At 70.9% G+C, this 23190-nt stretch carries 19 protein-coding genes; 13 read left to right on the forward strand and 6 right to left on the reverse strand.

The genetic code is table 11. From position 1 onward, the window contains the following. The first annotated feature begins 364 nt into the window (after positions 1-364). The 9 genes from BKK81_RS08325 (at position 365) to BKK81_RS08365 (ending at position 12356) form a co-directional block, all read left to right on the forward strand. On the forward strand, positions 365-1237 hold the full coding sequence (locus BKK81_RS08325; protein ID WP_071012016.1) for a branched-chain amino acid ABC transporter permease: 873 nt from the start codon (positions 365-367) through the stop codon (positions 1235-1237). 82 nt (positions 1238-1319) lie between these two features. Next, a complete protein-coding gene (locus BKK81_RS08330; protein WP_071012017.1) occupies positions 1320-2396 on the forward strand; it encodes a branched-chain amino acid ABC transporter permease in 1077 nt (358 codons plus the stop codon). Positions 2397-2408: 12 nt separating this feature from the next. Beyond that, positions 2409-3245 (forward strand): ABC transporter ATP-binding protein, encoded by an 837-nt coding sequence (locus tag BKK81_RS08335; RefSeq protein WP_071012019.1) that lies wholly within the window; start codon positions 2409-2411, stop codon positions 3243-3245. After that, the gene (locus BKK81_RS08340; RefSeq protein WP_071012020.1) at positions 3242-4060 is read left to right on the forward strand and encodes an ABC transporter ATP-binding protein; all 819 of its coding nucleotides are present in this window, start codon (positions 3242-3244) and stop codon (positions 4058-4060) included. Before BKK81_RS08335 ends, BKK81_RS08340 begins: the two co-directional genes overlap by 4 nt. A 25-nt stretch (positions 4061-4085) precedes the next feature. Then, entirely contained in the window at positions 4086-5960 is a 1875-nt protein-coding gene (locus BKK81_RS08345; RefSeq protein ID WP_071012022.1) for an AMP-dependent synthetase/ligase, read from the forward strand. Between the two features lie 52 nt (positions 5961-6012). Continuing rightward, a complete protein-coding gene (locus BKK81_RS08350) occupies positions 6013-8295 on the forward strand; it encodes a 3-hydroxyacyl-CoA dehydrogenase NAD-binding domain-containing protein (protein ID WP_083384007.1) in 2283 nt (760 codons plus the stop codon). Positions 8296-8349: 54 nt separating this feature from the next. Next, entirely contained in the window at positions 8350-9534 is a 1185-nt protein-coding gene (locus BKK81_RS08355; RefSeq protein WP_071012025.1) for an ABC transporter substrate-binding protein, read from the forward strand. A 47-nt stretch (positions 9535-9581) separates the two neighbouring features. After that, positions 9582-11192 (forward strand): class I adenylate-forming enzyme family protein, encoded by a 1611-nt coding sequence (locus tag BKK81_RS08360; protein WP_071012027.1) that lies wholly within the window; start codon positions 9582-9584, stop codon positions 11190-11192. A gap of 321 nt (positions 11193-11513) precedes the next feature. Next, positions 11514-12356 carry a helix-turn-helix transcriptional regulator gene (locus BKK81_RS08365; protein ID WP_231908002.1) on the forward strand — a complete coding sequence of 281 codons (843 nt, stop codon included), beginning with the start codon at positions 11514-11516 and terminating at the stop codon, positions 12354-12356. Between the two features lie 37 nt (positions 12357-12393). On the opposite strand, the gene BKK81_RS08370 is transcribed toward BKK81_RS08365, so the two are convergent. Next, positions 12394-13998 (reverse strand): class I adenylate-forming enzyme family protein, encoded by a 1605-nt coding sequence (locus tag BKK81_RS08370; RefSeq protein WP_071012028.1) that lies wholly within the window; start codon positions 13996-13998, stop codon positions 12394-12396. Positions 13999-14272: 274 nt separating this feature from the next. On the opposite strand from BKK81_RS08370, the gene BKK81_RS08375 reads away from it, so the two are divergent. Both BKK81_RS08375 and BKK81_RS08380 read left to right on the forward strand, forming a co-directional pair. After that, positions 14273-15448 carry an acyl-CoA dehydrogenase family protein gene (locus tag BKK81_RS08375; protein WP_071012030.1) on the forward strand — a complete coding sequence of 392 codons (1176 nt, stop codon included), beginning with the start codon at positions 14273-14275 and terminating at the stop codon, positions 15446-15448. A 331-nt stretch (positions 15449-15779) separates the two neighbouring features. Next, positions 15780-16121 (forward strand): FKBP-type peptidyl-prolyl cis-trans isomerase, encoded by a 342-nt coding sequence (locus tag BKK81_RS08380; protein ID WP_071012032.1) that lies wholly within the window; start codon positions 15780-15782, stop codon positions 16119-16121. A 27-nt stretch (positions 16122-16148) separates the two neighbouring features. Here the strand turns inward: BKK81_RS08380 and BKK81_RS08385 are convergent, their stop codons facing one another. Together BKK81_RS08385 and BKK81_RS08390 are read right to left on the reverse strand one after the other, a co-directional pair. Further along, positions 16149-17336, reverse strand: a complete 1188-nt coding sequence (locus tag BKK81_RS08385; protein ID WP_071012033.1) for a pyridoxal phosphate-dependent aminotransferase — start codon at positions 17334-17336, stop codon at positions 16149-16151. 106 nt (positions 17337-17442) lie between these two features. Further along, a complete protein-coding gene (locus BKK81_RS08390) occupies positions 17443-17958 on the reverse strand; it encodes a putative toxin-antitoxin system toxin component, PIN family (protein WP_071012035.1) in 516 nt (171 codons plus the stop codon). A gap of 64 nt (positions 17959-18022) precedes the next feature. Here BKK81_RS08390 and yaaA point away from each other — a divergent pair, with 64 nt between their 5' ends. Then, on the forward strand, positions 18023-18808 hold the full coding sequence (gene yaaA / locus BKK81_RS08395; protein ID WP_071012036.1) for a peroxide stress protein YaaA: 786 nt from the start codon (positions 18023-18025) through the stop codon (positions 18806-18808). Between the two features lie 50 nt (positions 18809-18858). Beyond that, positions 18859-20001, forward strand: coding sequence for a M14 family metallopeptidase (locus tag BKK81_RS08400; protein WP_071012038.1), 1143 nt, complete (start codon positions 18859-18861; stop codon positions 19999-20001). 85 nt (positions 20002-20086) lie between these two features. Here BKK81_RS08400 and BKK81_RS08405 read toward each other — a convergent pair whose 3' ends face one another. The 3 genes from BKK81_RS08405 to BKK81_RS08415 all read right to left on the reverse strand — a co-directional run bounded on the left by BKK81_RS08405 (position 20087) and on the right by BKK81_RS08415 (position 23098). After that, a complete protein-coding gene (locus BKK81_RS08405) occupies positions 20087-20953 on the reverse strand; it encodes a BspC domain-containing protein (protein ID WP_231908003.1) in 867 nt (288 codons plus the stop codon). A gap of 257 nt (positions 20954-21210) precedes the next feature. Further along, positions 21211-22101: an N-formylglutamate amidohydrolase gene (locus BKK81_RS08410; RefSeq protein WP_071012039.1), complete on the reverse strand. Its 891-nt coding sequence runs from the start codon at positions 22099-22101 to the stop codon at positions 21211-21213. 13 nt (positions 22102-22114) lie between these two features. Then, entirely contained in the window at positions 22115-23098 is a 984-nt protein-coding gene (locus BKK81_RS08415; protein WP_071012041.1) for a Bug family tripartite tricarboxylate transporter substrate binding protein, read from the reverse strand. Between the last annotated feature and the right edge of the window lie 92 nt (positions 23099-23190).

The following is a 23190-nucleotide window of genomic DNA, read 5'->3' on the forward strand; positions in this document are numbered from 1 at the left end:
TCCCTCTCCCCGCACGGGGAGAGGGCGGGGGAGAGGGGTGGTTTAGCAAGGCGCCACGCTCAAGCGAAGCCAACGGTGTGGTGCAGCGCGCAAGCGCAGAGACGAAGCCAACGGTGCGATCCAGCCCGCAAGCACAGAAACGAAGCCAACCGCGTGACCCCGCACGCCATCGCCAGAACGAAGCCCACGCTGGTAGAAACCCCATCCCGGATAACCCCCGGCCCGGCCTCCCATAGCCACTAGACACAAGAGCCTCCAGGCGAAATTCGCTAAGGTGGCCGCGTGACCGCCACCGGCCGGGCGCTTCGGCGCGGCCGGCGCAGGCGGCGCGGCGGGCGGCCTGGTGCCGCATGGGGAGACGGGCTTGGCGTGGCTGCAACTGACTCTCTCGGGTATCGCGCTGGGCTGCATCTACGCGCTGATCGCCCTCGGCTTCGTGATGATCTACAAGGCGACCGAGACGGTGAACTTCGCCCAGGGCGAGTTCATGATGCTGGGCGCCTTCGCCGCGCTGCTGCTGACGGCGCTGGGCCTGCCGTTCTGGGCGGCGGCGCTGCTGGCGGTGGCGGGCATGGCGGGCTTCGGCGCGCTGGTGGAGCGGCTGGCGGTGCGGCCCATCCTCGGCCAGCCGCAGTTCACCGTGGTGATGCTGACCATCGGCATGGGCTACGTGATGCGCGGCGCGGTCACCATGGTGCCGGGTTTCGGCGCCGAGACGCATGCGCTGGCGGTGCCGTACGCCGGCAAGGTGATCGCGGCGGGCGGCCTGGTGCTGAGCGCCGAGCAGGTGGCGGTGATCGGCGCCACCGCGCTGCTGTGCGCCCTGCTCTATGCGGGCTTCCGCTTCAGCAAGGCGGGAATCGCCATGCAGGCCAGTTCGCAGAACCAGCTCGCCGCCTACTACATGGGCATCCCGGTGCGCCGGCTGAACGGCCTGGTGTGGGGGCTGTCGGCGGCGGTGGCGGCGCTGGCCGGGCTGCTGCTGGCGCCGATCACCTTCGTCCACGCCAATATGGGGCTGCTCGGGCTCAAGGCCTTTCCGGCCGCGGTGGTGGGGGGCTTCGGCAGCCTGCCGGGGGCCGTGGTGGGCGGGCTGGTGATCGGCCTGGTGGAGTCCTTCGCCGGCTTCTACCTGCCGGAGGGGTTCAAGGACGTGGCCGCCTACGTGGTGGTGCTGCTGATGCTGGCGATCCGGCCCAACGGCCTGTTCGGCGGCAACGAGCGCAAGCGGGTCTAGCCGCCGGGCACGGCGCCCGGCGGTCTTCAAAGTCATCGGAAGTCATCGGAAGTCGTCGAAGTTCATCGACGGAGGAGGGACGATGCGGTTCCTGCTGAAGACGGACTACCGCCAGGACCTGCGCCTGGCGGCGCGGCCGCGCCAGGGGCTCTGGTATGGCCTGTTGCTGGTGCTGGCCCTGCTGGCGCCGGCCTGGGCCAGTGCCTACTGGGTGACCCAGCTCGGCTTCGTGCTGGTCTATGCCATCGCCGGCCTCGGGCTGATGCTGCTGGCGGGCTATGCCGGTCTGATCTCGATCGGCCACGCGGCCTTTCTCGGCATCGGCGCCTATGCCCAGGCCTGGCTGGTGGCGCACGGCTGGCCCTTCCCGCTGGCGCTGGCCGCGGCGGCGCTGCTGTCCGGCCTGGCCGGCGTGGTGGTGGGGCTGCCGGCGCTGCGCGTGCGCGGCATCTACCTGGCCATCGCCACGCTGGCGTTCGGCTTCATCGTGGAGGAGGTGCTGGCGCGCTGGGAGAGCGTGACCGGAGGCAATGCCGGCATGCCGGTGCAGCCGCCGACGCTGGCCGGCGTGAGCGTAGCCGGCCCGGCCGGCTTCTACTACCTCGCGCTGGCGGTCTGCGTGCTGGTCACGCTGGGCCTGCTCAACCTGTTGCGCAGCCCGACCGGGCGTGCCTTCATCGCGGTGCGCGATTCGGAGATCTCGGCGCAGAGCATGGGCATCCAGCTGGCGCGCTACAAGACGCTGGCCTTCGCCTTGTCGGCGGCCATCGTCGGCATCGCCGGCGGGCTCTATGCGCACCTGCTGAACTTCATCTCGCCGGAGCAGTTCGGCATCGGCCAGTCGATCGACCTGCTGCTGCTGGTGGTGGTGGGCGGGCTGGGCTCGGTGCACGGTGCCTTCTTCGGCGCGCTGTTCCTGATCATGATGCCGCAGGGCATCGCGCTGGCCAAGGACTGGCTGCCGCCGGCGATCGGCCAGGCCAGCGGCCTGCAGGCGGTGGTCTACGGCGTGGTGCTGATGGGCTTCGTGCTGTTCGAGCCGATGGGCCTGTACGGGCGCTGGCTCAAGATCCGCACCTACCTGGAGTTGTTCCCCTTCTACCGCCAGGGCATGTTCCGGCGCCAGAAGGCCTTCCAGAAATCCGAGCGGCTGCGCTGAAGGAGGGCGGCGATGACTTCGAAAGGATTCGATGCGGCAGGCGGACCCGGCGGCGATACCGGCCTGCTGTCGGTGCGCGACCTGTCGGTGCGCTTCGGCGGCGTGCTGGCGGTGGACCATGTCAGTTTCGACGTAGCGGCCGGCGAAGTGCTGACGCTGATCGGCCCCAACGGCGCTGGCAAGACCACCGTGTTCAACCTGATCAGCCGGCTGGTGGCGCCGAGCGGCGGCAGCATCCGCTGGCAGGGGCGCGAGCTGACGGCACTGCCCGCGCACGCGATCGCCGCGCTGGGCATCGCCCGCACCTTCCAGAACATCGAGCTGTTCGAGCATGCCTCGGTGCTGCAGAACCTGCTGATCGGCTTCCATGTCCACCGCCGCACCGGCTTCTGGGCCGACCTGCTGCACACCCCGTCGGTGCGGCGCGGCGAACTCGCCGCGCGGCGCAAGGCCGAGGAAGTGATGGACCTGCTGCGCCTGCAGCCGCACCGCGACGCGCTGGTGGCGGGCCTGCCCTACGGTGTGCGCAAGGTGGTCGAGCTGGCGCGCGCGCTGTGCACGGGGCCGCGCCTGCTGCTGCTCGACGAGCCCTCGTCCGGCCTCAATGTCGAGGAGACCGAGGACATGTCGTGGTGGATCCGCGATATCCGCAGCGAGCTCGGCGTGACGGTGCTGATGGTGGAGCACGACATGAGCCTGGTCTCGCGCGTGTCCGACCGCGTGCTGGCGATCAACCAGGGGCGCGTGCTGGCGCAGGGCACGCCGCGCGAAGTGCAGGCGCATCCCGGCGTGGCCGAGGCCTATCTCGGCGCGATCGACGACGTGGCTTCGTTGCGGAGGGCGGCATGAGCACCGTGGCCGGGATCCATGCCTTCGCCACCGCGCCGGACCATGGCGCGGCACTGCTCGCGCTGGCCAACCTGGAGAGCGCCTACGGCCCGGTCAAGGCCATCCGCGGCGTCAGCCTGGCGGTGCGGCGCGGCAGCATCGCCACCGTGCTGGGCGCCAACGGCGCCGGCAAGAGCACCATTCTCAAGACCATTTCGGGCGTGCTCGACCCCACCTGCGGGTCCGTCCGCTTCCGCGGCGAGGACATCACCGGGCACGATCCGGCGCGCATCGTGCGGCGCGGGCTGTGCCACGTGCCGGAGGGGCGCGAGGTATTCCCGCTGCTGTCGGTGCGCGACAACCTGATGATGGGGGCCTACACGCGGCACGACCGCGACGGCGTGGCGCGCGACCTGGAAACGGTGTACGGCTACTTCCCCATCCTGCGCGAGCGTGCCGGCCAGCATGCCGGCCTGCTGTCCGGCGGCCAGCAGCAGATGCTGGCGATCTCGCGCGCGCTGATGGGGGCGCCCGAGCTGGTGCTGCTCGACGAACCCAGCCTGGGCCTGTCGCCCAAGCTGACGCGCGAGATCTTCGAGATCGTGGTGCGCATCAACCGCGAGCGCGGCACCACCATCCTGCTGGTCGAGCAGAACGCCAACATGGCGCTGAACGTGGCCGACTACGGCTACGTGCTGGAGACCGGCCGCATCGTGGCCGAGGACAGCTGCGCCGCGCTGCGCGAGAAGGACGATATCAAGGAGTTCTACCTGGGCATGAAGGACGCCGGCGTGCGCGGCGAACGGCGCTGGAAACGGCGCAAGACCTGGCGCTGAGCGGCGCGCAAGGAGACGGCTGACGATGCAGAGCGAGTCCCACCAGTACCGGCCCGGCAGCGGGTCCCGCGGCGAGCCGCTGTCCGAGCGGGCCTTCGATACCGTGCCGCGCCTGTTCTGGCACGCGGTGCGCGTGCGCGGCGACGCGGTGATGATGCGGCAGAAGGATTTCGGCGTATGGCGTGCCTATGGCTGGCGCGAGGTCGGCGAGATCGTCGCCGACGTGGCCGCCGGGCTGGCGGCGCTCGGGCTGCGCCCGGGCGAGGTGGTCTCGGTGCTGTCCAACACCCAGCGCGAATGGGTCTGGACCGACCTCGGCGCGCAGAGCGCGGGCGCGGTGGTCAGCGGCATCTATCCGACCGACGCGCCGGCCCAGGTCGAGTACCTGTGCGCCGACTCGGGCACCGCCTTCCTCTTCGTCGAGAACGAGGAGCAGCTCGACAAGTACCTGGAGGTGCGCGCGCGCCTGCCGCGCGTGCGCAAGGTGGTGGTCTACGACATGGAAGGGCTGGCGGCGCTGGACGATCCCGCCATCCTCGCCTTCGACGCGCTGCTGGCGCAGGGGCGGGCGCTGCGCGCGGCGCAGCCCGGCCTGGTGGAGGAACGGCTGGGGGCGGCCGGGCCGGACGACGTGGCGGTGCTGGTCTATACCTCGGGTACCACCGGCCGTCCCAAGGGCGCGATGCTGTCGCATCGCAACATCCTGCGCAGCTGCCTGACCCTGCGCGACTTCCTGCCGGCTGCGCCGCTCGGCGAGCGCATGTGCTTCCTGCCGCTGTGCCACGTGGCCGAGCGCATCTTCGGCGAGTACCACGCGATCCTGCTGGGTGCCGTGATGAACTTCGCCGAGAGCCCGGACACGGTGTTCGACAACCTGCGCGAGATCCAGCCCGACGTCTTCATGGCGGTGCCGCGCGTGTGGGAGAAGCTCTATTCCTCGGTGGTGATCGCCTTGCGCGAGGCCACGCCGCTGCAGCGGCGCGCCTACGCGCTGGCCCTGCGCGCCGGGCAGGCGCGCGCGGCCTGTATCGAGGCCGGACGGGCGCTGCCGGCGCGCACGCGCGCGGCGGCCTGGCTGGCCGATGCGCTGGTGCTGGGCAATGTGCGGCGCATGATGGGCCTCGACCGCACCCGCATGGCCGTCACCGGCGCGGCGCCGATCTCGCCCGACCTGATCCGCTGGTTCATGGCGCTGGGCATCGTCGTTCATGAGTTGTGGGGCATGACCGAGATCACCGGGGCGGCCACCTGCAACCCGCCCGGGCGCATGCGGCCGGGCAGCATCGGCGTGGCGCTGCCGCACACCGAGGTGCGGGTGTCGGAAGAGGGCGAGCTGCTGGTGCGCGGTCCCCAGGTCTTCCTCGGCTACCTGAACCTGCCGGAGAAGACCGCCGAGACCATCGTCGACGGCTGGCTGCGCACCGGCGACGTGGGGCGGGTGGACGAGCAGGGCTACTTCTACATCACCGATCGCATGAAGGACCTGATCATCACCGCCGGCGGCAAGAACGTCACGCCGTCGGAGTGGGAGAACCAGCTCAAGTTCAGCCCCTACGTGACGGACGCCGTGGTGATCGGCGACCGCCGGCCCTTCCTGACCTGCCTGGTGATGATCGACCACGACAACGTCGAGCGCTGGGCGCAGGAGCACGGCGTGCAGTTCTCCGACTACCGCTCGCTGTGCCGCAGTGCCGAGGTGGTCGGCCTGATCGCGCAGGAGGTGGCGCGCGTCAACGGCCAGTTCGCGCGCGTCGAGCAGATCAAGGCCTTCCGCCTGATCGAGACCCGGCTGAGCGCAGAGGACGAGGAACTGACGCCGACCATGAAGCTCAAGCGCAAGCTGGTCAACCAGAAGTACGGCGAGATGATCGAATCGATGTACGAGGCCAAGGTTGCCTGAGCGGGCGGCGCGCATGGCTCGGGCGGCGCGGACGGCGGGAGGGAGGCGGGCAATGGAGAGCAGGGTGTCGGTGGGGCCGGCCGTGCCGCCGGCGGCGAGCGGCCGGGCGGGGCCGGGCGTGACGCTGTCGCGGCGGGGCGGCATCGGCCTGCTGTGCATCGACCACGCCCCGGTCAACGCGTTGTCGCCGGCAGTGGTGGCGGCGCTCGATGAGGCCGTGGCGGCCTTCGAGGGCGACGGCGGCCTGGACGCGCTGCTGGTCCACTGCGCCGGGCGCACCTTCGTCGCCGGCGGCGACATCGCTGCCTTCGACGCGCCGGACTTCGATGCCGCGCCTTTCAATCGCATCCTGGCGCGGCTCGAAGGCAGCCGGCGCCTGGTGCTGGCCGCCCTGCACGGCACCGCGCTGGGCGGCGGCCTGGAACTGGCACTGGCCTGCCACTACCGCATCGCGCTGGCGGACACGCGCGTCGGCCTGCCTGAGGTGCGCCTCGGCCTGCTGCCCGGCTCGCTGGGTTCGCAGCGGCTGCCGCGCGCCTGCGGGGCGGAGCTGGCGCTGGAATTGATGTTGAGCGGCCGCATGATCGGCGCGGAAGCGGCGCGCGCCGCGGGCATCGTCGACGCGGTGGCCGCGGCCGCGCCGGTGGCGGCAGGGGGCGCCGATGCCGCCGCGCAGGCGCTGGCGGCGGGGCTGGATTTCCTGCACGCACTGATGGCGCGTGGCGCGCCGCCGCGCCGCTTGAGCGAGCGGCCGGTCGCGCTGGCGGGGCTGCCGGCCGGCTTCTTCGCTGCGGTGCGGGCGCGCGAGGCGGCCAGCTTCGCCCGCTATCCGGCGCGCGCGGCCATCGTGCGCGCGGTGGAGGCGGCGGCCACGCTGCCGTTCGCGCAGGGCGAGGCGGTGGAGGCGGAGCTGCTGCGCGCCTGCGTCGTGTCCGAGCCTTCGCGTGCGCTGCGCCATCTGTTCTTCGCCGAGCGGCGCGCCGCGCAGGTGCCGGGCCTGCCCGCCGGCCTGCCGCCGCGCCCGCTGCAGGCGGCGGGCGTGGTCGGCGGCGGAGCGATGGGCAGCGCGATCGCCGCCGCGCTGGCCGGCGTCGGCCTGCGCGTGGTGCTGGTGGAAGCGGATGGCGCGGCGCTGGCGGCCGGCCTGGCGCGCACGCAGGCGGCGGCCCGGCACGCGGCCGCGCGCGGCCGCCTGAGCCTGGCCCAGGCCGAGGCCGGCATCGCGCGGCTGGAGGGAGCGCTGGACCTGGCCGCGCTGGCCGGCTGCGACCTGGTGGTGGAGGCGGTCTACGAGGACATGGCGTTGAAGCAGCAGGTCTTCGCCCGGCTGGGCCGGGTGTGCCGCCCCGGCGCCATCCTGGCCTCGCATACCGCCACGCTCGACGTCGAGGTGCTGGCCGATGCCAGCGGGCGTCCTGCCGACGTGCTGGGCATGCACTTGTTCAGCCCGGCCGGCGCGATGCGGCTGCTGGAGGTGGTGCGGGCGGAGCGCACCGCGCCCGAGGTGCTGGCCACGGCGCTGGCGCTGGCGCGCCGGCTGGGCAAGGTGCCGGTGGTGTCGGGTGTGTGCTACGGCTTCATCGGCAACCGCATGGCCGAGGCCTATCTGCGCGAGACCGAGTTCCTGCTGCAGGAGGGTGTCAGCCCGCAGCGCATCGACGCCGTGGCGCAGGCGCACGGCATGGCGATGGGGCCCTGCCGCGCGCTCGACCTGGCGGGAGTGGATGTGGCCGCGCGCGCCGTCATCGAGTACGGCAAGGCGGGCGGCCTGCCACCCGACCCCGCCTACCGCGCCGTGGTGCGCCGTCTCTACGCGCTGGGCCGCCACGGACAGAAGTCGGGCGTGGGCCTTTACCGCTATGCGCCGGGCGAGCGCACGCCACGGCCCGATGCGGCGGTGGAGGCCATCTGCCGCGCGCTGGCGCGCGAGACCGGCGTGGCGCAGCGCGCCGGCATCGGCGAGCGCGAGATCGCCGAGCGGCTGTTCTATCCGCTGGTCAACGAGGCCGCGCGGCTGCTGGAGGAGGGCGTGGCGAGCCGGCCTGGCGACATCGACATGGTCTGGACCGCCGGCTACGGCTTCCCCGACTACCTCGGCGGCCCGGTCTGGCTGGCCGACCGCGTGGGGCTGGCGCGCATCGTGGCCGGGCTGGAGCGCTATGGCCGCGAGCGCGGCAACGCTTTCGACTACTGGGACGTGTCGCCGCTGCTGGCCTCGCTGGCGCGGCATGGCGGCAGGCTTTCCGACTGGAGCAGGGCGGGCGCGGGCAGCGCGTCCGCGGCCGGGCCGTGGCCGCCCGGCGACGGGCAGGACGGCACGCCGCCGAAGCACTGAGCGCGGCGCCTGCCGGGGCCACCACGACAAGCAAGCCAACCGAAGGAGACAACCATGCAATGGAAGACCGCACTGGCCGCCGCGGCCCTGCTGTTGAGTTCCGCCGCCGGCGCGCAGTCGCGCGGCGTCAGCGACAGCGAGATCCGGCTCGGCCTGATCACCGACCTGTCCGGCCCGATCGCCAACTATGGCAAGGAGTCGCGCAACGGCGCCACGCTGGCGGCCGAGGAGATCAATGCGCGCGGCGGCATCCACGGCCGCAAGGTGCGCGTGCTGGTGGAGGACAGCGGCTACGAGCCGCGGCGCGCGGTGCTGGCGGCGCAGAAGCTGGTGACGCAGGACGGCGTGTTCGCCATCGTCGGGCAGCTCGGCACCGCGCCCAACATGGCCACGCTGCCCTTCCTGATCCAGAACAAGGTCTTCAACTTCATGCCGCAGAGCGCGGTGCGCGAGATGTACGACCCGCCCAGCCCCTACAAGGTGGCACTGGCACCGTCCTACTACCGCAGCGCGGCCATCACCATGGACTGGTTCCTCAAGCAGAAGCCCTACCAGCGCATCGGCGTGCTCTACCAGGACGACGACTACGGCCGCGAGACGCTGGAGGGCGCGCAGGACTACCTGAAGACGAAGAAGATGGACTTCGTCGAGAAGGTCTCGTACAAGCGCGGCGCCACCGATTTCTCCTCGCAGATGGCCAAGCTCAAGGCCGCCAACTGCGACCTGGTGCTGAACGTGTCGACACTGCGCGAGTACGTGGCTTCGGTCGGCGAGGCGCGCAAGATCGGCTTCAACCCGGTCTTCGTCGGTACCGGCGCCAATTACTCGCAGCAGGTGCCGCTGCTCGGCGGCAAGGCCCTGGACGGCGTCTACGGCTCGGCCTTCATCACGCTGCCGTATGGCGATGACCCGAATCCCGCGGTGGCACGCTGGGTGGCCGCCTACAAGAAGCGCTTCAACGAGGACCCGGGCCTGTACTCGATGTTCAGCTACTACGCCATGACCACCTTCGCGCTGATCGCCGACAAGACCGGCCGCAACCTGACCCCGGAAAGCTTCAACGCGGCCATGGAAGCCAGCCCGCTGCCGGCCGACGCGCTCGGCAATCCGGCCTTCGCCGTCAGCAAGGCCAGCCGGCTGAGCAATGCAAGGATCCGCATCACCCGCGTCGCCGGCGACAAGTGGGTGAACGAGAGCGACTACCTGGAGCTGCCCAAGCAGGTCTCGACCGAGAAATGAACGCAGCGGGTCGGCGACCCGCACCCTGCCAACCGATAGGCCATGCCATGACCCTCAACGACCTTGCCTCTTCCCTGGCCGCCGCCCGCGAACGGATCGGCCGCATCGCGCTCGGCGACGTGATCCACCGCTCGGCGCGCCGCTTCGGCGCGCGCACCGCGCTGATCGAAGGCGAGCGCCGCCTCAGCTACGCCGAGCTGGATGCCGCCACCAACCGCTTCGCCCACTACCTGCTGGCGCAGGGCCTGCGCAACGGCGAGCGCATCGGCATGCTGTGCAACAACTCCATCGAGATGATCGTCGCCCTGCTCGGCATCCAGAAGGCGGGGCTGGTATGGGTGCCGATCAATACCGGGCTGGCGCCGGACGCGGTGCGCTACATCCTGGAGCATGCCGAGGTGGCGCGCCTGGTGGCGGATACCAGCGTGCTGGCACGGGCCGGCATCGGCGAACTGGCGCCGGCGCTCGGCATCCCGGTGGTGGCGCTGCAGCAGCCCGGCGAGCCGGCGCCGCCGCCCGGCGCGCAGCCCTTCGCCGCCACGCTGAACGGGCAGCCGGAGACCCTGCCGGCGGTGGATATCGCCAGCGGGCAGCTGGCCCAGATCATGTACACCAGCGGCACCACCGGACCGCAGAAGGGCGTGATGCACTCGCATGCCTCGGTACATTCGGTGCTGGCGCCCAACCTGCTCGACATCGGCGGACGCCCCGGCACCGACGTCTACACCTGCCTGCTGCCGGTCTTCCACTGCGCCCAGCACGGCAATACCATGAGCGCGCTGCTGGGCGGCCACACGGTGGTGGTCACGCGCGGCTTCGACGCGGGCCAGGTGCTGGCGGCCATCGCGCGCCACCGGGTCAGCGTGGTGGTGGCGCTGCCGATGATGTACCGCGCCATGCTCGAGCACCCCGCCTTTCCCGCCACCGACCTGTCCAGCGTGCGCATGTGCATCTACGGCATGGCGCCGCTGCCCAAGACGCTGCTGCTGAAGCTGCAGCAGGCGTTCTGCCCGGATTTCGCACTGTGCTCCGGGCAGACCGAGATGTACCCGGCGGCGACCATCTTCGAACCGGAGCAGCAGCGCCGGCGCTTCGGCCCGTACTGGGGCGTCGGCACGGTGGCCAACGAGGTCGCCGTGATGGATGACGAGGGCCGGCTGCTGGGCCCGGGCGAGACCGGCGAGATCGTCTTCCGCGGCCCCAACGTGATGCTGGGCTACTACAAGGATGCCGAGGCCACCCGGCGGGCGCAGCGCTTCGGCTGGCACCACACCGGTGACCTGGGGCAGATGGACGAGGACGGCCAGCTGCTGTTCCTGGACCGCATCAAGGACATGATCAAGAGCGGCGGGGAGAACGTGCCCTCGATCAAGGTGGAGGAGGTGCTGCTGCGCCATGGCGCGGTGGCCAACGCGGCGGCCGTGGGCCTGTCGCACCAGCGCTGGGGCGAGGCGGTCACCGCCTTCGTCACCCTCAAGCCGGGCGCGGCGGTGGAGCCGGGCGAACTGGACGCGCACTGCCGCGCCCACCTGGGTGGCTTCGAGGTGCCGAAGGACATCGTGGTGCTGGACCTGCTGCCCATGACGTCGACCGGCAAGATCCAGAAGTTCGAGCTGCGCCAGCGCTACCAGGCGCACTACGAGGGCGGCGCCGCCTGACGCCGGCGGCGTCGATCACCGCCTCGCCCCCGCCATGGCGCCGGCTTGCCGGGCGGGGGAGGGTTTTCGATAGCCCAGGAAAGTGGCGGATGCGGCCTATTCAGCCAGCTGACACAAGACATGGCGGGCCGGCTCCGCTACATTGTCAGCGCAGCCCTCCGCCCGATCCGGCTCCGCCGGACGCGGCAGCCACGGCCTCCCGCGCGGGAGGCCGGTCGCAGCGGCGCCCCGTCAGCGCGGGCGCCCCGGCTGCATAGAAAGCGGCCCGCCCGCGCCGCATTCCCGCTGGCGCCGCGCGCGGCCGCGCACAGGAGACGACGCATGCGAATCGACGTGGACGCGGTCCGGCGCCTGTCTGCCGACCGTCTGATCGGCCCCGCCGGCCGGGTCATGTGGCTGACGCGCAGCCGGCTGTTCTATGCGGGGCTGCTCGGCACGCCCTCGGTCCGCAATATGGGCGGGCTCACCATCTACGTGGCGGTGCGCGAGCCCCTGCGCATCCGCGTCGGCGACGGCCCGTGGCAGACCACGGACCTGGCCGTGGTGCCGGCCTACGTGCCGCACTGGATCGCCTGCGACGGCCGCATGATCACCGATATCGGCCTGGAGCCGGAAAGCCTGGACATGGCGCGCCTGCCGGCCTTCCTGCGCGATGGCGTGGGCGCGGTGGAGGCGCCCGAGTTCGTGCGCCACGTCAAGCAGGCCCATGCCTACCTGGCCGCGCGCGGCCGCGACCTGGACCTGCAGGCGGACAGCTTCGACCATCTCTTCTTCGGCGGCGCGCTGGCGCCGCGCCCGCTCGACGCGCGCATCGAGATGGTGGTGCGCCGCATCGCCGAGTCGCCCTCGGCGCCGCTGACGGCGGAAGCCTGCGCGGCGGCCGTGCACCTGTCCTTCTCGCGCTTCCTGCACCTGTTCAAGCAGGAGGTGGGGGTGCCGTTCCGCAGCTTCCGCACCTGGAAGCGGGCCCGCAGCATGCTGCACTACGTCACGCAGGACTCCAACCTGGCCGAGGTCGCACTCGATATCGGCTATCCCGACTCCACCCACTTCAGCCACTCGATCCGGCAGATCTACGGCCTCAAGCCCAGCGATATCTTCGCCGGCTCGCGCCGGCTCGAACTGATCGGCACGGTGGCGGCCGCACCGGGACGGCCTTCCTGACTGCGCCGCCGCCCGCCGGCGACGGGCAGCGCGTGCTTCAGGCGCCTTCCTCGCGCAACGCCGCCTTGTGGATCTTGCCGGCCGGCGTCATCGGCAGCTCGGCGCGCAGCACCACCTGGCGCGGCACCTTGTAGTCGGCCAGGTGTTCGCCGCAGAAGGCGCGCACGTCTTCTGCGCGCAGCGCGCTGCCGGGCCGCGCGACGATGTAGTAGCGGCCCACCTCGCCGAGCACGGGATCGGGCACGCCGATGCCGGCCACCATCAGGACCTCCGGATGGCGCGCGATGACACCTTCGACCTCGGCCGGATAGACGTTGAAGCCGCCCTGGATGTACATGTCCTTCATGCGGCCCTTGAGGAACAGGTAGCCGCGCGCGTCCTGGCAGCCGAGGTCGCCGCTGCGCAGCCAGCCGCCAGCGTCGAAACCGGCCGCGCCGGCGGCGGCGCCGATATAGCCGGGCGCCACGCCGGGGCCGCGGAAGCAGAGTTCGCCGACTTCGCCGGCCGCGGCCGGCTCGCCTTGCGGCGTCAGCACGCGCACCTCGCTGCCGCGGAAGACCTGTCCGATCGACTGCAGCACATCCGCTTCGGCGGCCTGCCACGGCGTCATCACGATGGCGCCGGAACACTCCGACAGGCCGTACAGGTTCATCACCGTGGCCTGCGGCATGCGCCGCTGCAATTGTTCGAGCAGGGCGCCGTCCACGGTCGAGCCGCCCACCACCACCAGCCGCACGCGGCTCAGGTCGACGCCGGCCGAGGCAGGGTGGCTGAGCAGCAGCGTGGCCATGGTCGGCACGCCCGAGAACAGCGTGGGCGGATGGCGCCGCATCATCTCCAGCACCAGCTCGGCCTTGAACACCGGCACCAGTTCCAGCGTGCCGCCGCCCAGCAGGAAGTTCAGCACGCCGCAGGTGATGCCGCCGACGTGGTTCAGCGGCAGCGCCAGCTGCAGGTGGTCGCCCGGCACGGTGCGCACATGCGCGGCCTGCGCGCCGGCGGCGGCCAGCAGGGAGCGGTGGGTGAGGCCGGCGCCCTTGGGTTTGCCGGTGGTGCCCGAGGTGTAGATCACCATGGCCAGGTCATCGGCGTGGACGGCGGCGGCGGCGCGCGCCAGCCGTCCCGGCTGCGGCGCGCTGCGGGCCAGCGCGGACAGCGTGAGCGGGGCCTGCGGCGCCGTCGCCGCGGCGGGCGGCGCGGCCTGTCCGGCATCCGGGGCATCGAGCACCACCACCTGGCGCAGGCTCGGCAGCGCCGGCGCGAGGCGTGCCAGCATGGCGAGGTAATCGAAGCCGTCCAGCTCGGCGATGGTGAAGACGGCCTGCACGCCGGCATCGGCGATCATGTGGGCGATCTCGTTGTCGCGGTAGCGCACGCTCAGCCCGACCACCGCCACGCCGATGCGCGCGGCGGCGTAGAACAGCAGCAGCCACTCGACGTGGTTGAGCCCGATCACGCCGATGCGGTCGCCGCGTGCCAGGCCCAGTTCCAGCAGGCCCTCGGCGACCCGGTCCGCGCCGTCCGCGGTCGCTGCGAAGCTCCAGTGCCGCCCGCGGCAGAGATAGGCGTCCTGTGCCGGCCATTGCCGGCGCGCCAGCGCCAGCGCGGCGCCGATGGTGCCCGGCGCGGAAACTGCTTCCATGGTGTGGTTCCTCCTGGTCGGTTGCGCGATGCCCGGGGCGCGCGCAGCGTCCCGGCACGTGCGGCAAGGTTAGCGGCCGGGGGCGGTGACGGCTTGCGGCTACTGGCTGTGGTGGCGGGGAGGAGGGAGGGGGGCGGCGGGGGCGACCAGTTGGCGCAAGACAGGCCGGCGGGCCGGCCTTAAGGTGCATCGCATCCTTTCACCGCTGTTCCCGCTTCCCCTGAACCCTCTGAACCTGAACCCCCTGAACCTGAACCCGCCGACGAGACCGCCGATGGACCTGATCGACCTGCCCCCGCCGCCGCACTACTTCACTCCCGAGCACGAGGCCTTCCGCCATGCGCTGCGCCAGTTCGTCACCCACGAGATCGCGCCGCACGTCAACGATTGGGACGAGGCCGGCACCTTCCCGCGCGAGCTGTACGGGCGCGCCGCACAACTGGGCCTGCTGGGCCTGGGCTACGACGAGGCCTACGGCGGCACGCCCTGCGACATCTTCCATCACCTGGTACTGGCCGAGGAGTTCGCGCGCGCCGGCTCCGGCGGCGTGCAGGCTTCGCTGTTCTCGCACTCGATCGGCATGCCGCCGGTGGCGGCGGCCGGCGGCGCCGCGCTCAAGGCGCGCGTGCTGCCGGCGGTGATCGCCGGCGAGAAGATCGCCGCGCTGGCCATCACCGAGCCGGGTGGCGGCTCCGACGTGGCGAGCCTGCGCACCACCGCCGTGCGCGATGGCGACCATTACGTCGTCAACGGCGAGAAGACCTTCATCACCTCGGGCGTGCGCGCTGACTTCCTCACCGTGGCGGTGCGTACCGACCCCGCCAGCAAGGGCGCGGGCGGGGTCTCGCTGCTGCTGGTCGACGGCGACACGCCGGGCCTGACGCGCACCGCGCTGCGCAAGATGGGCTGGCTGGCCTCCGATACGGCCCACCTGCACTTCGATCACTGCCGCGTGCCGGCGGCCAACCTGGTCGGCGAGGAGAACCGCGGCTTCGCGCTGATCATGCGCAATTTCAACGCCGAGCGGCTCAGCATGAGCGCGCTGGCCTACGGCTACGCCGCCTGCTGCCTGGAAGAGGCGCTGGCCTGGGCGCGCGAGCGGCGCACCTTCGGCGAGCCGCTGTCGCAGCGCCAGGTGATCCGCCACAAGCTGGTCGACATGGCCCTGCGCGTGGAAGCGGCGCGCAACCTGGTCTACGACCTGGCCTGGCGCCTGCAGCACCAGGCCGGCGATCCGGCCCGCCTGGTGGCGCTGACCTGCATGGCCAAGGTCGAGGCCACGCGCGCCATGCAGTTCTGCGCCGACCAGGCGGTGCAGATCCTGGGCGGCATGGGCTTCATGCGCGGCACGCGCAGCGAACGCATCTACCGTGAGGTCAAGGTGATGATGATCGGTGGCGGCGCGGAGGAGATCATGAAGGACCTGGCGGCGCGGCAACTGGGGATCTGAGGCGGGGTGGCGCAACGCCGGGGCGCTGGACGAAGCCACCAGGATGCACCCAAGCCGCTCGGGGGAACCAACAGGTGTTCTCCCTCTCCTCAGGGGAGAGGGCCGGGGAGAGGGGTGGGATAGCAAGGCGCCACGCCCGAACGAAGCCAACGGTGTGGTCCAGCACGCGAGCACGGAAACGAAGCTGATGGTGTGATTCATGCCACCGCGGCCAGCCGGCGCCGGCCGGTACGAAGGTGCACCGCCACCCGCACCGCGCCCGTCCTGCCGGCGTTACACTACGCCCCTTTTCCGCAGCGCCGCACCGGCATCGAGACGAGGACCCCGCGCCATGACCACCGAACTCCAGATCGAAGACCTGCAGCCAGGCGACGGCAAGGCCGTGGTCAAGGGCGCCTTGATCACCACCCATTACCGCGGCACCCTGGAGGACGGCACGGTCTTCGATTCGTCCTACGAGCGTGGGCGTCCCTTCCAGTGCGTGATCGGCACCGGCCGTGTCATCAAGGGCTGGGACCTGGGACTGATGGGCATGAAGGTGGGCGGCAAGCGCCGCCTGTCCGTGCCGGCGCACCTGGCCTACGGCGAGCGCCAGGTCGGCGCGCATATCCGGCCGAACTCGAACCTGGTCTTCGAGATCGAGCTGCTGGAAGTGCTGACGCGGGACGACTGAGCGCCGCGCGCCCGCACGGTCCGGCGTTCAGAGCCGCTGCAGGCGTTCCAGGGCCAGCGCCAGCGTTTCTTCCTTCTTGGCGAAGCAGAAGCGCACCACGCCCGATTCGCGCGGCTGCGAGTAGAAGGCCGAGACCGGGATGGCGGCCACGCCGATCTCGCGCGTCAGCCACATGGCGAAGTCCGCCTCGCCCAGGTCGGAGATGGCCGAGTAGTCGACGCACTGGAAATAGGTGCCGTCGGACGGCAGCAGCTTGAAGCGCGTGCCGGCCAGCCCGGCGCGGAAATAGTCGCGCTTGGCCTGGTAGAAGGCGGGCAGTTCCAGGTAGGGTGCCGGGTCGGCCATGTAGGTGGCCAGGCCCTGCTGCATCGGCGTGTTGACGGTGAACACGTTGAACTGGTGCACCTTGCGGAACTCCGCCATCAGCGCCCGCGGCGCGGCTACGTAGCCGACCTTCCAGCCGGTCACGTGGTAGGTCTTGCCGAAGCTGGAGACGACGAAGCTGCGCCGCGCCAGTTCCGGATGGCGCGCCACCGACTGGTGCGCCTGGCCGTCGTAGACCATGTGTTCATAGACTTCGTCGGACAGCAGCAGGATGTCGGTGCCGGCCAGCAGCCCGGCCAGCCGTTCCATGTCCTGCGCACGCCAGATCGTGCCGGTGGGATTGTGCGGCGTGTTGATCAGGATCATGCGCGTGCGCGGCGTGATGGCGGCGGCCAGCCGGTCGAACGGGATGGCGAAGTCCGGCGCCTGCAGCGCCACCGGCACCGCCTTGCCGCCGGCCAGCTCGATGGACGGCAGGTAGCTGTCGTAGCAGGGCTCCAGCACGATCACCTCGTCGCCCGGATGGACGGCGCACAGGATGGCCGTCAGCAGGGCCTGGGTGGCGCCGGCGGTCACCGTGATCTCGCTGTCCCAGTCGTAGGCGTGGCCGTACAGCTTGCCGATCTTGGCGGCGATGGCCTGGCGCAGGGCCGGCAGGCCGGCCATCGGGGGGTACTGGTTCCAGCCGGCCCGCATGGCCGCGGAGACCGCCTCGACGATGCGCGGGTCGCAGTCGAAATCGGGGAAGCCCTGGCCCAGGTTGACGGCGTTCTTCTCGGCGGCCAGCGCCGACATCACCGTGAAGATGGTGGTGCCCACGTGCGGCAGTCGGGAGGGCGGCGGGGCCAGCGGAGGCAGCGGCGTCGGGATCAGGCTAGGGTCGGCGGACATGGTGGCGCGGGTCGGAAGGTGGATGGCAGCGGTGGCCGCCTGGGGCGGCCCGGCGGGGCGCGTTGACCCGCCATTCTAGCGGGTTCGGCCTGCCTGACGCAGTGGGCTAGCCGGGCGTGGGCGCGCCGTCCCGGCCGGCCAGCCAGGCCGGAAAGGCCGCAGGAGCCAGCACCTGGACCTGGCTGCTGCGGCGCAGGCGGCCGGCCAGCTTCAGCACCGCCTTGTCCTTCGACACCAGGCAGGCGGCGCCGGAGAAATGGGCCAGTTCGATGAACTTCTGGTCGTCGCCGTCCTTGCATTTCGGCAGGCGCACCGCGCCGGCGGTGGCTTCGTCCGGTGGCGGCAGCAGCGTGGCGAAGCCGTCGACCACGGCCAGCGCGGCGGCATGGTCGATGGCGAAGCGGGCGAACTGCGGATAGTGCAGCACGCGGCGCAGCTCCTCGCGGCAGTCGGCGCGGATCACGGTGGCGATGGCGCCGCTTTCCAGCGCCTGGCGGATGGGTTCGACGCGCGGGTCGCGGAAGACCAGCAGGTCGACCCAGATATTCGAATCGAGCACCACGCGGGGTGCGGTCGGGCGCGTTGCCGGGCTGGCCGGGGCGGCGGTGGGGTCGCTTGGCATTCGTTACAATCGGGGCTTTGTGTTCGGGCCGGCTCCACGGTGAGCCGCCAGCCGCGATTTTGCCATGCTCATCGTCCTGTCTCCTGCCAAATCCCTCGACTACGACACTCCGGCGCGCGTGAAGACCCACACGCTGCCGCGCTTCATCGACCGTTCGGCGCAGTTGATCGAGCGCCTGCGCAAGCTGGCCCCGCAGGACATCGGCGCGCTGATGGATATCTCCGACAAGCTGGCCGTGCTCAATGCCACGCGCTACGCCGAGTGGTCGCCGGAGTTCACCGCCGCCAACAGCAAGCAGGCGGCGCTGGCCTTCAACGGCGATGTCTACGATGGACTGGATGCGCCGGGCCTGGACGCCGACGACCTCGCCTTCGCGCAGAAGCACGTGCGCATCCTCTCGGGGCTGTACGGCCTGCTGCGCCCGCTGGACTGGATGCAGCCCTACCGCCTCGAGATGGGCACGCGCCTGGACAATGCCGCCGGCAAGGACCTCTATGCTTTCTGGGGCGACGACATCACGCAGATGCTGAACGCCGACATGCGTGCGCTCAAGCATGAAGGCCCGCAGGTGCTGGTGAACCTGGCCTCCGAGGAGTACTTCAAGTCGGTGCGGCCCAAGGTGCTCGACGCGCGCATCATCACGCCGGTGTTCGAAGACTGGAAGGGTGGCCGTTACAAGATCATCTCGTTCCACGCCAAGCGCGCGCGCGGCACCATGGCGCGCTTCGCGGTGACAAGGCGCGTGACCGAGGCCGGTAAGCTGAGGAGCTTCGCCGAAGACGGCTACGCCTTCGACGCGGCCGCCTCGGACGATGCCCGCTGGGTCTTCCGCCGCCGCCTCGAAGACTGAACCACGGCCAGGGCCGGCCGCATTGCCCGCATGCCAGCGCAAGGACAGCCATGACTTCCACCCTGCACGTTTCCTCCCGCTTCGATTCCGGTGCCATCGAGATCGAGTCGGTGGCCAGCGCCGACGACATCCGCCTGCGCATCCGCGCCGATTCGCACGCCGACTTCCGCCAGTGGTTCCACTTCCGCCTGCAGGGCGCGGCCGGGCAGGCCTGCACGCTGCGCCTGCTGAATGCGGACGACTGCACCTATCCGGAGGGCTGGCGCGGCTACCGCGCGGTCGCCTCCTACGACCGCACGAGCTGGTTCCGCGTACCCACGCGCTACCAGGGCGGCGAACTGGTCATCGAGTTCACGCCGCAGCATGACAGCGTGTGGCTGGCCTACTTCGAGCCTTATCCCGAGGAGCGCCACCTGGCCCTGGTGGCGACCTGCCAGCGCTCGCCGCTGGCCCGCCTGCGCCACCTGGGCAGCACCGTCGAGGGGCGCGACATGACCCTGGTCACGGTGGGTGAGCCGGGGCCGGGCAAGAAGACCATCTGGATGATCGCGCGCCAGCATCCGGGCGAGACCATGGCCGAGTGGTTCTGCGAGGGCGTGCTGCAGCGGCTGACCGGCACCGGGCAGTGGGCCGGCGATCCGGTGGCGCGGCAGTTGCTGGCGCGCGCCGTCTTCCACATCGTGCCTAATATGAACCCGGACGGCGCCGCACACGGCAACCTGCGCACCAATGCGGCCGGCGCCAACCTCAATCGCGAGTGGATGGCGCCCAGCCTGCAGACCAGTCCCGAGGTCTACCACGTGCTGCGCGCGATCGAGGCGGGCGGCTGCGATATGTTCTTCGACATCCACGGCGACGAGGCACTGCCCTACAACTTCGTTGCCGGCAGTGAAATGCTGCCCAGCTTCACCGAGGCACAACGCGAGGCGCAGGCCCGCTTCATCGCCGAGTTCAAGCGGGCCTCGCCGGATTTCCAGGACGTGCACGGCTATGCGGCCGGCAAGTACAACGCCGATGCGCTGAAGCTGGCGTCGAAGTACATCGGCCACACCTTCGGCTGCCTGTCGCTGACGCTGGAGATGCCGTTCAAGGACAACGCCGACCTGCCCGATGCCGTGACCGGCTGGAACGGCGCGCGCAGCGCGCTGCTCGGCGCAGCGATGCTGCAGGCCGTGCTGGCGCAGCTCGCTTAGTGTCCTCAATCTAAGAATCAGGGCACGGCGCGCCAGCGCAGGTCCGCCGGCCCTGCGGGGCCAGCGGAGGCCGTGGCACAGCGTGTCAGTGCTGCTTCTTGCCGGTGCTCTTGCCCTTGGCGGCGGTGCCGCCGCTCTTGGCGGACGACTTGCCGGCCGTGGACTTGGCCGTGGATGGCTTGGCGGACTTGGACGTCGCCTTGGCGGTGGTGGCCTTGCCGCCGCGATGGGCGTGCGTGGCGGCGCCATGGTGGCGGCCGGCGCGCGCCGCGGGCGCCGGGGCGGCGCCCGCATCGGCGATGGCCGTGCCGTTGCTGTCGAGCAGCTCGTAGGCGAGCATCATGCCGTCGTCGTAGCCGCAGCGGGCCTTGACGGTCTCCCATTCATCGCTGCGGCCGCGCTTGTGCGCGGTGGCGCTGAAGGTGACCACCGAGGTGACCGGCACGGCCTGCTTGCCCTGCGAGAAGCGGCCCGACCAGGATTCGCTGGTGGCCTGGCCGGCGGCGAGCGCGCCGGTGGGGATCTTCAGAGCGTCGAAGCGGGTCGAGCGCGGCACCACCCAGCTGGCGTGCGCGGCACAATCGGCCACGTCCGGCGCGGCATTCTCCGTCTTCATCAACTGCTCGCGCATCTGCGCGCGGTATTCGGCCAGGCTGACGTGGCCGCGGTCGGGCAGGGTGATGGTCTTGGTGGGTTCGGACGGCGCGGCCTTGGCCGGCGGCGCGGCAGCGGGAGAGATGCTGGCGATGTTGGCGGCGATGGCCGAGGACGGTTTCGCGGCGGCCCGCGCATTCTGCGCGGGCATGGCGCCGCCGGTGCCGGTGGCCTGATCGGTGGCGGAGCCCGCCTGGTCCGGCGGCACGGCGCAGCCCACCAGGGCGATGGCGCCTGCCACGGCCGCGGCCAGCGTGGAAAGCCGGCCGCAGATCAACTGGGAAATTCGTCGGATCACGGGGTCGTCTTGCTCGTTTGGCAAAGGGGGATTGACAAAGGATTGCCATGATAGAGGAAAGCATGCCGGCAAAGTTCCGGAATATTGCTTCCAGGCGTAACCGAGCCGCAACCTGGCGTGTGTCGCCGGCCATGCGTGGTGCTCGGTGCGTGTGCGCGCCAGGGCGCACGGAGGGGAGGGGGCGGCGCCTGGCGCCGCCTTTGCCACGGGCCGCGCCGCGACCGCCTGGCGGCGGTGCGGCGGCGGCCCCGGGGTGCTCAGCCCAGCACGCGCGAGGGCGCGGCCTTGACGAAGCGCAGCAGTTCGTCGAGCAGGGCGTTCAGGTCACGCTTGAGTTTGTCGAAGCCCGCGTTCGGCGCCAGGCCGACCTCGTCCATGTACAGCTTGCGGTTGATCTCGAGCTGCAGGCTGTGGCGGCCCGCCTGCGGCTGGCCGACCACGCGCACGATCTCCACGCCCTTGTAGGGGTGGTTGCGCCAGACGTCGTAGCCCATGTCCTTGAGCACGCCCTCCACGCGGTCGGTGAAGCGGGTGTCGCAGGTGGTGCCGTCGCGGTCGCCGACGACGAAGTCCGGATGCTGCAGGCCGGGGAATTCCGTCGCGTACTGCGCGGCTTCGCTCGGCATCGAGTGGCAGTTGATGTGCCAGGCGCTGCCGTGGCTGGCCACGGCGCGCTCGGCCAGCTTCTGCAGCTGTGCGTAGTAGGGCAGGTAGCAGCGCTCGATGCGCGCCTGCACCTCGTCCACGCTCAGCTTGCGGTCGTAGATCGCCTCGCCGGTATCGAGCACGCGCCAGACCAGGCCCTTGCCGAGCCGGGTCTTGGCGGTGGCCTGCTTCGGGCCGGGCCAGGGTGCGTCCAGCAGCGCCTCGTCGATCTCCTCGACGCCGCGGTTGGCATCGAGGTAGCTGCGCGGGAAGCCCGCGCACAGCAGCGGGATGCCGCGTGCCGGGGCATCGCCGTAGAGCTGGTCGACGAAGGTGTCTTCGGCCTGGCGCAGCAGCGGCAGGGGCAGCCCGGCGGCGGGGCGGAAATCCGCCGGGTAGGTGGTGGCGCTGTGCGGCGAATCGAGAAAGAGCGGACTGCTGTGGCCTTCCGGCAAGTGCAGGAAGTAGGGGCTGTCCGCGTTCTTTCGGTCTGCTTCGGTCATGGTGCGGCTTGGCTTAGTCCAGGGAGATCTTGGCGGAAGCGGCGATGCGCTTGTTCTTGGCCACTTCGTTCTTGATCTGGGTGGCGAACTGGGCCGGCGTGTTGCCCACCGGGGTCGCGCCCAGCTTCTCCAGCTTAGCCTTCACTTCCGGCATTGCCAGCACCTTGAGGGCGGCAGCGTTCAGTTTGCTCTGCAGGTCGGCCGGCAGGTTGGCCGGGGCGATCAGGCCGAACCAAGAGGCGTCGTTGACTTCCGGCAGGCCGAGTTCGGCGAAGGTCGGCACATTGGGCAGGGCCGCCACGCGCTTGGGCGAGGCCACCGCCAGGGCGCGCAGCTTGCCGCCTTCGATGAAGGGCAGCGAGGAGGGCAGGTTGTCGAACAGGACCTGGACCTGGTTGGCCAGGGCATCGTTCAGCGCCGGGCCCACGCCCTTGTACGGCACGTGCAGCAGCTGGGTCTTGCTGCTCATCATGAACAGCTCGCCCATCATGTGCGAGACGCTGCCGTTGCCGGCCGAGCCGAAGGCGATCTTGCTGGGCTGCGAATGCGCCAGCGCGATGAAGGACTTCATGTCGGTGGCCTTGACCGCCGGGTTGATGCTCATCACGTTGGGCACCGAGGCCAGGTTGGTGATGGTGGTGAAGTCCTTGGTGGCGTCGTACGACAGGCGCGGGTAGACCGCCGGGTTGATGCCGTGCGTCGAGGCGGTGGCGATGCCGAGGGTGTAGCCGTCCGGCGTGGCCTTGGCCAGGTAGGCGGTGCCGATGCTGCCGCCGGCGCCGCCGCGGTTGTCCACCACCACGGCCTGGCCGAGCTGCTGGCCGAGCTTGTCGGCGACGATGCGCGCCACGATGTCGGTGGTGCCGCCTGCCGGGAACGGCACGACCAGGGTGATCGGGTGCGTCGGGTAGCCTTGCGCGGCGGCGGTCAGCGAAACGCCGGCGGCGAGCGTGGCCGTGGCGGAAGCGAGGAGGCGGAGCATGTGGCGGCGTTGCATGGAAATCCTTCGTTGGTAGGGAGTCTTCACGGGATTCTGCTTGGCGCTGCAAGAAGCGTGCAAACGAAATAAAATCCCATGGTCATTCCATT

The sequence above is a fragment of the Cupriavidus sp. USMAHM13 genome (assembly GCF_001854285.1).
Classification (GTDB): domain Bacteria; phylum Pseudomonadota; class Gammaproteobacteria; order Burkholderiales; family Burkholderiaceae; genus Cupriavidus; species Cupriavidus malaysiensis.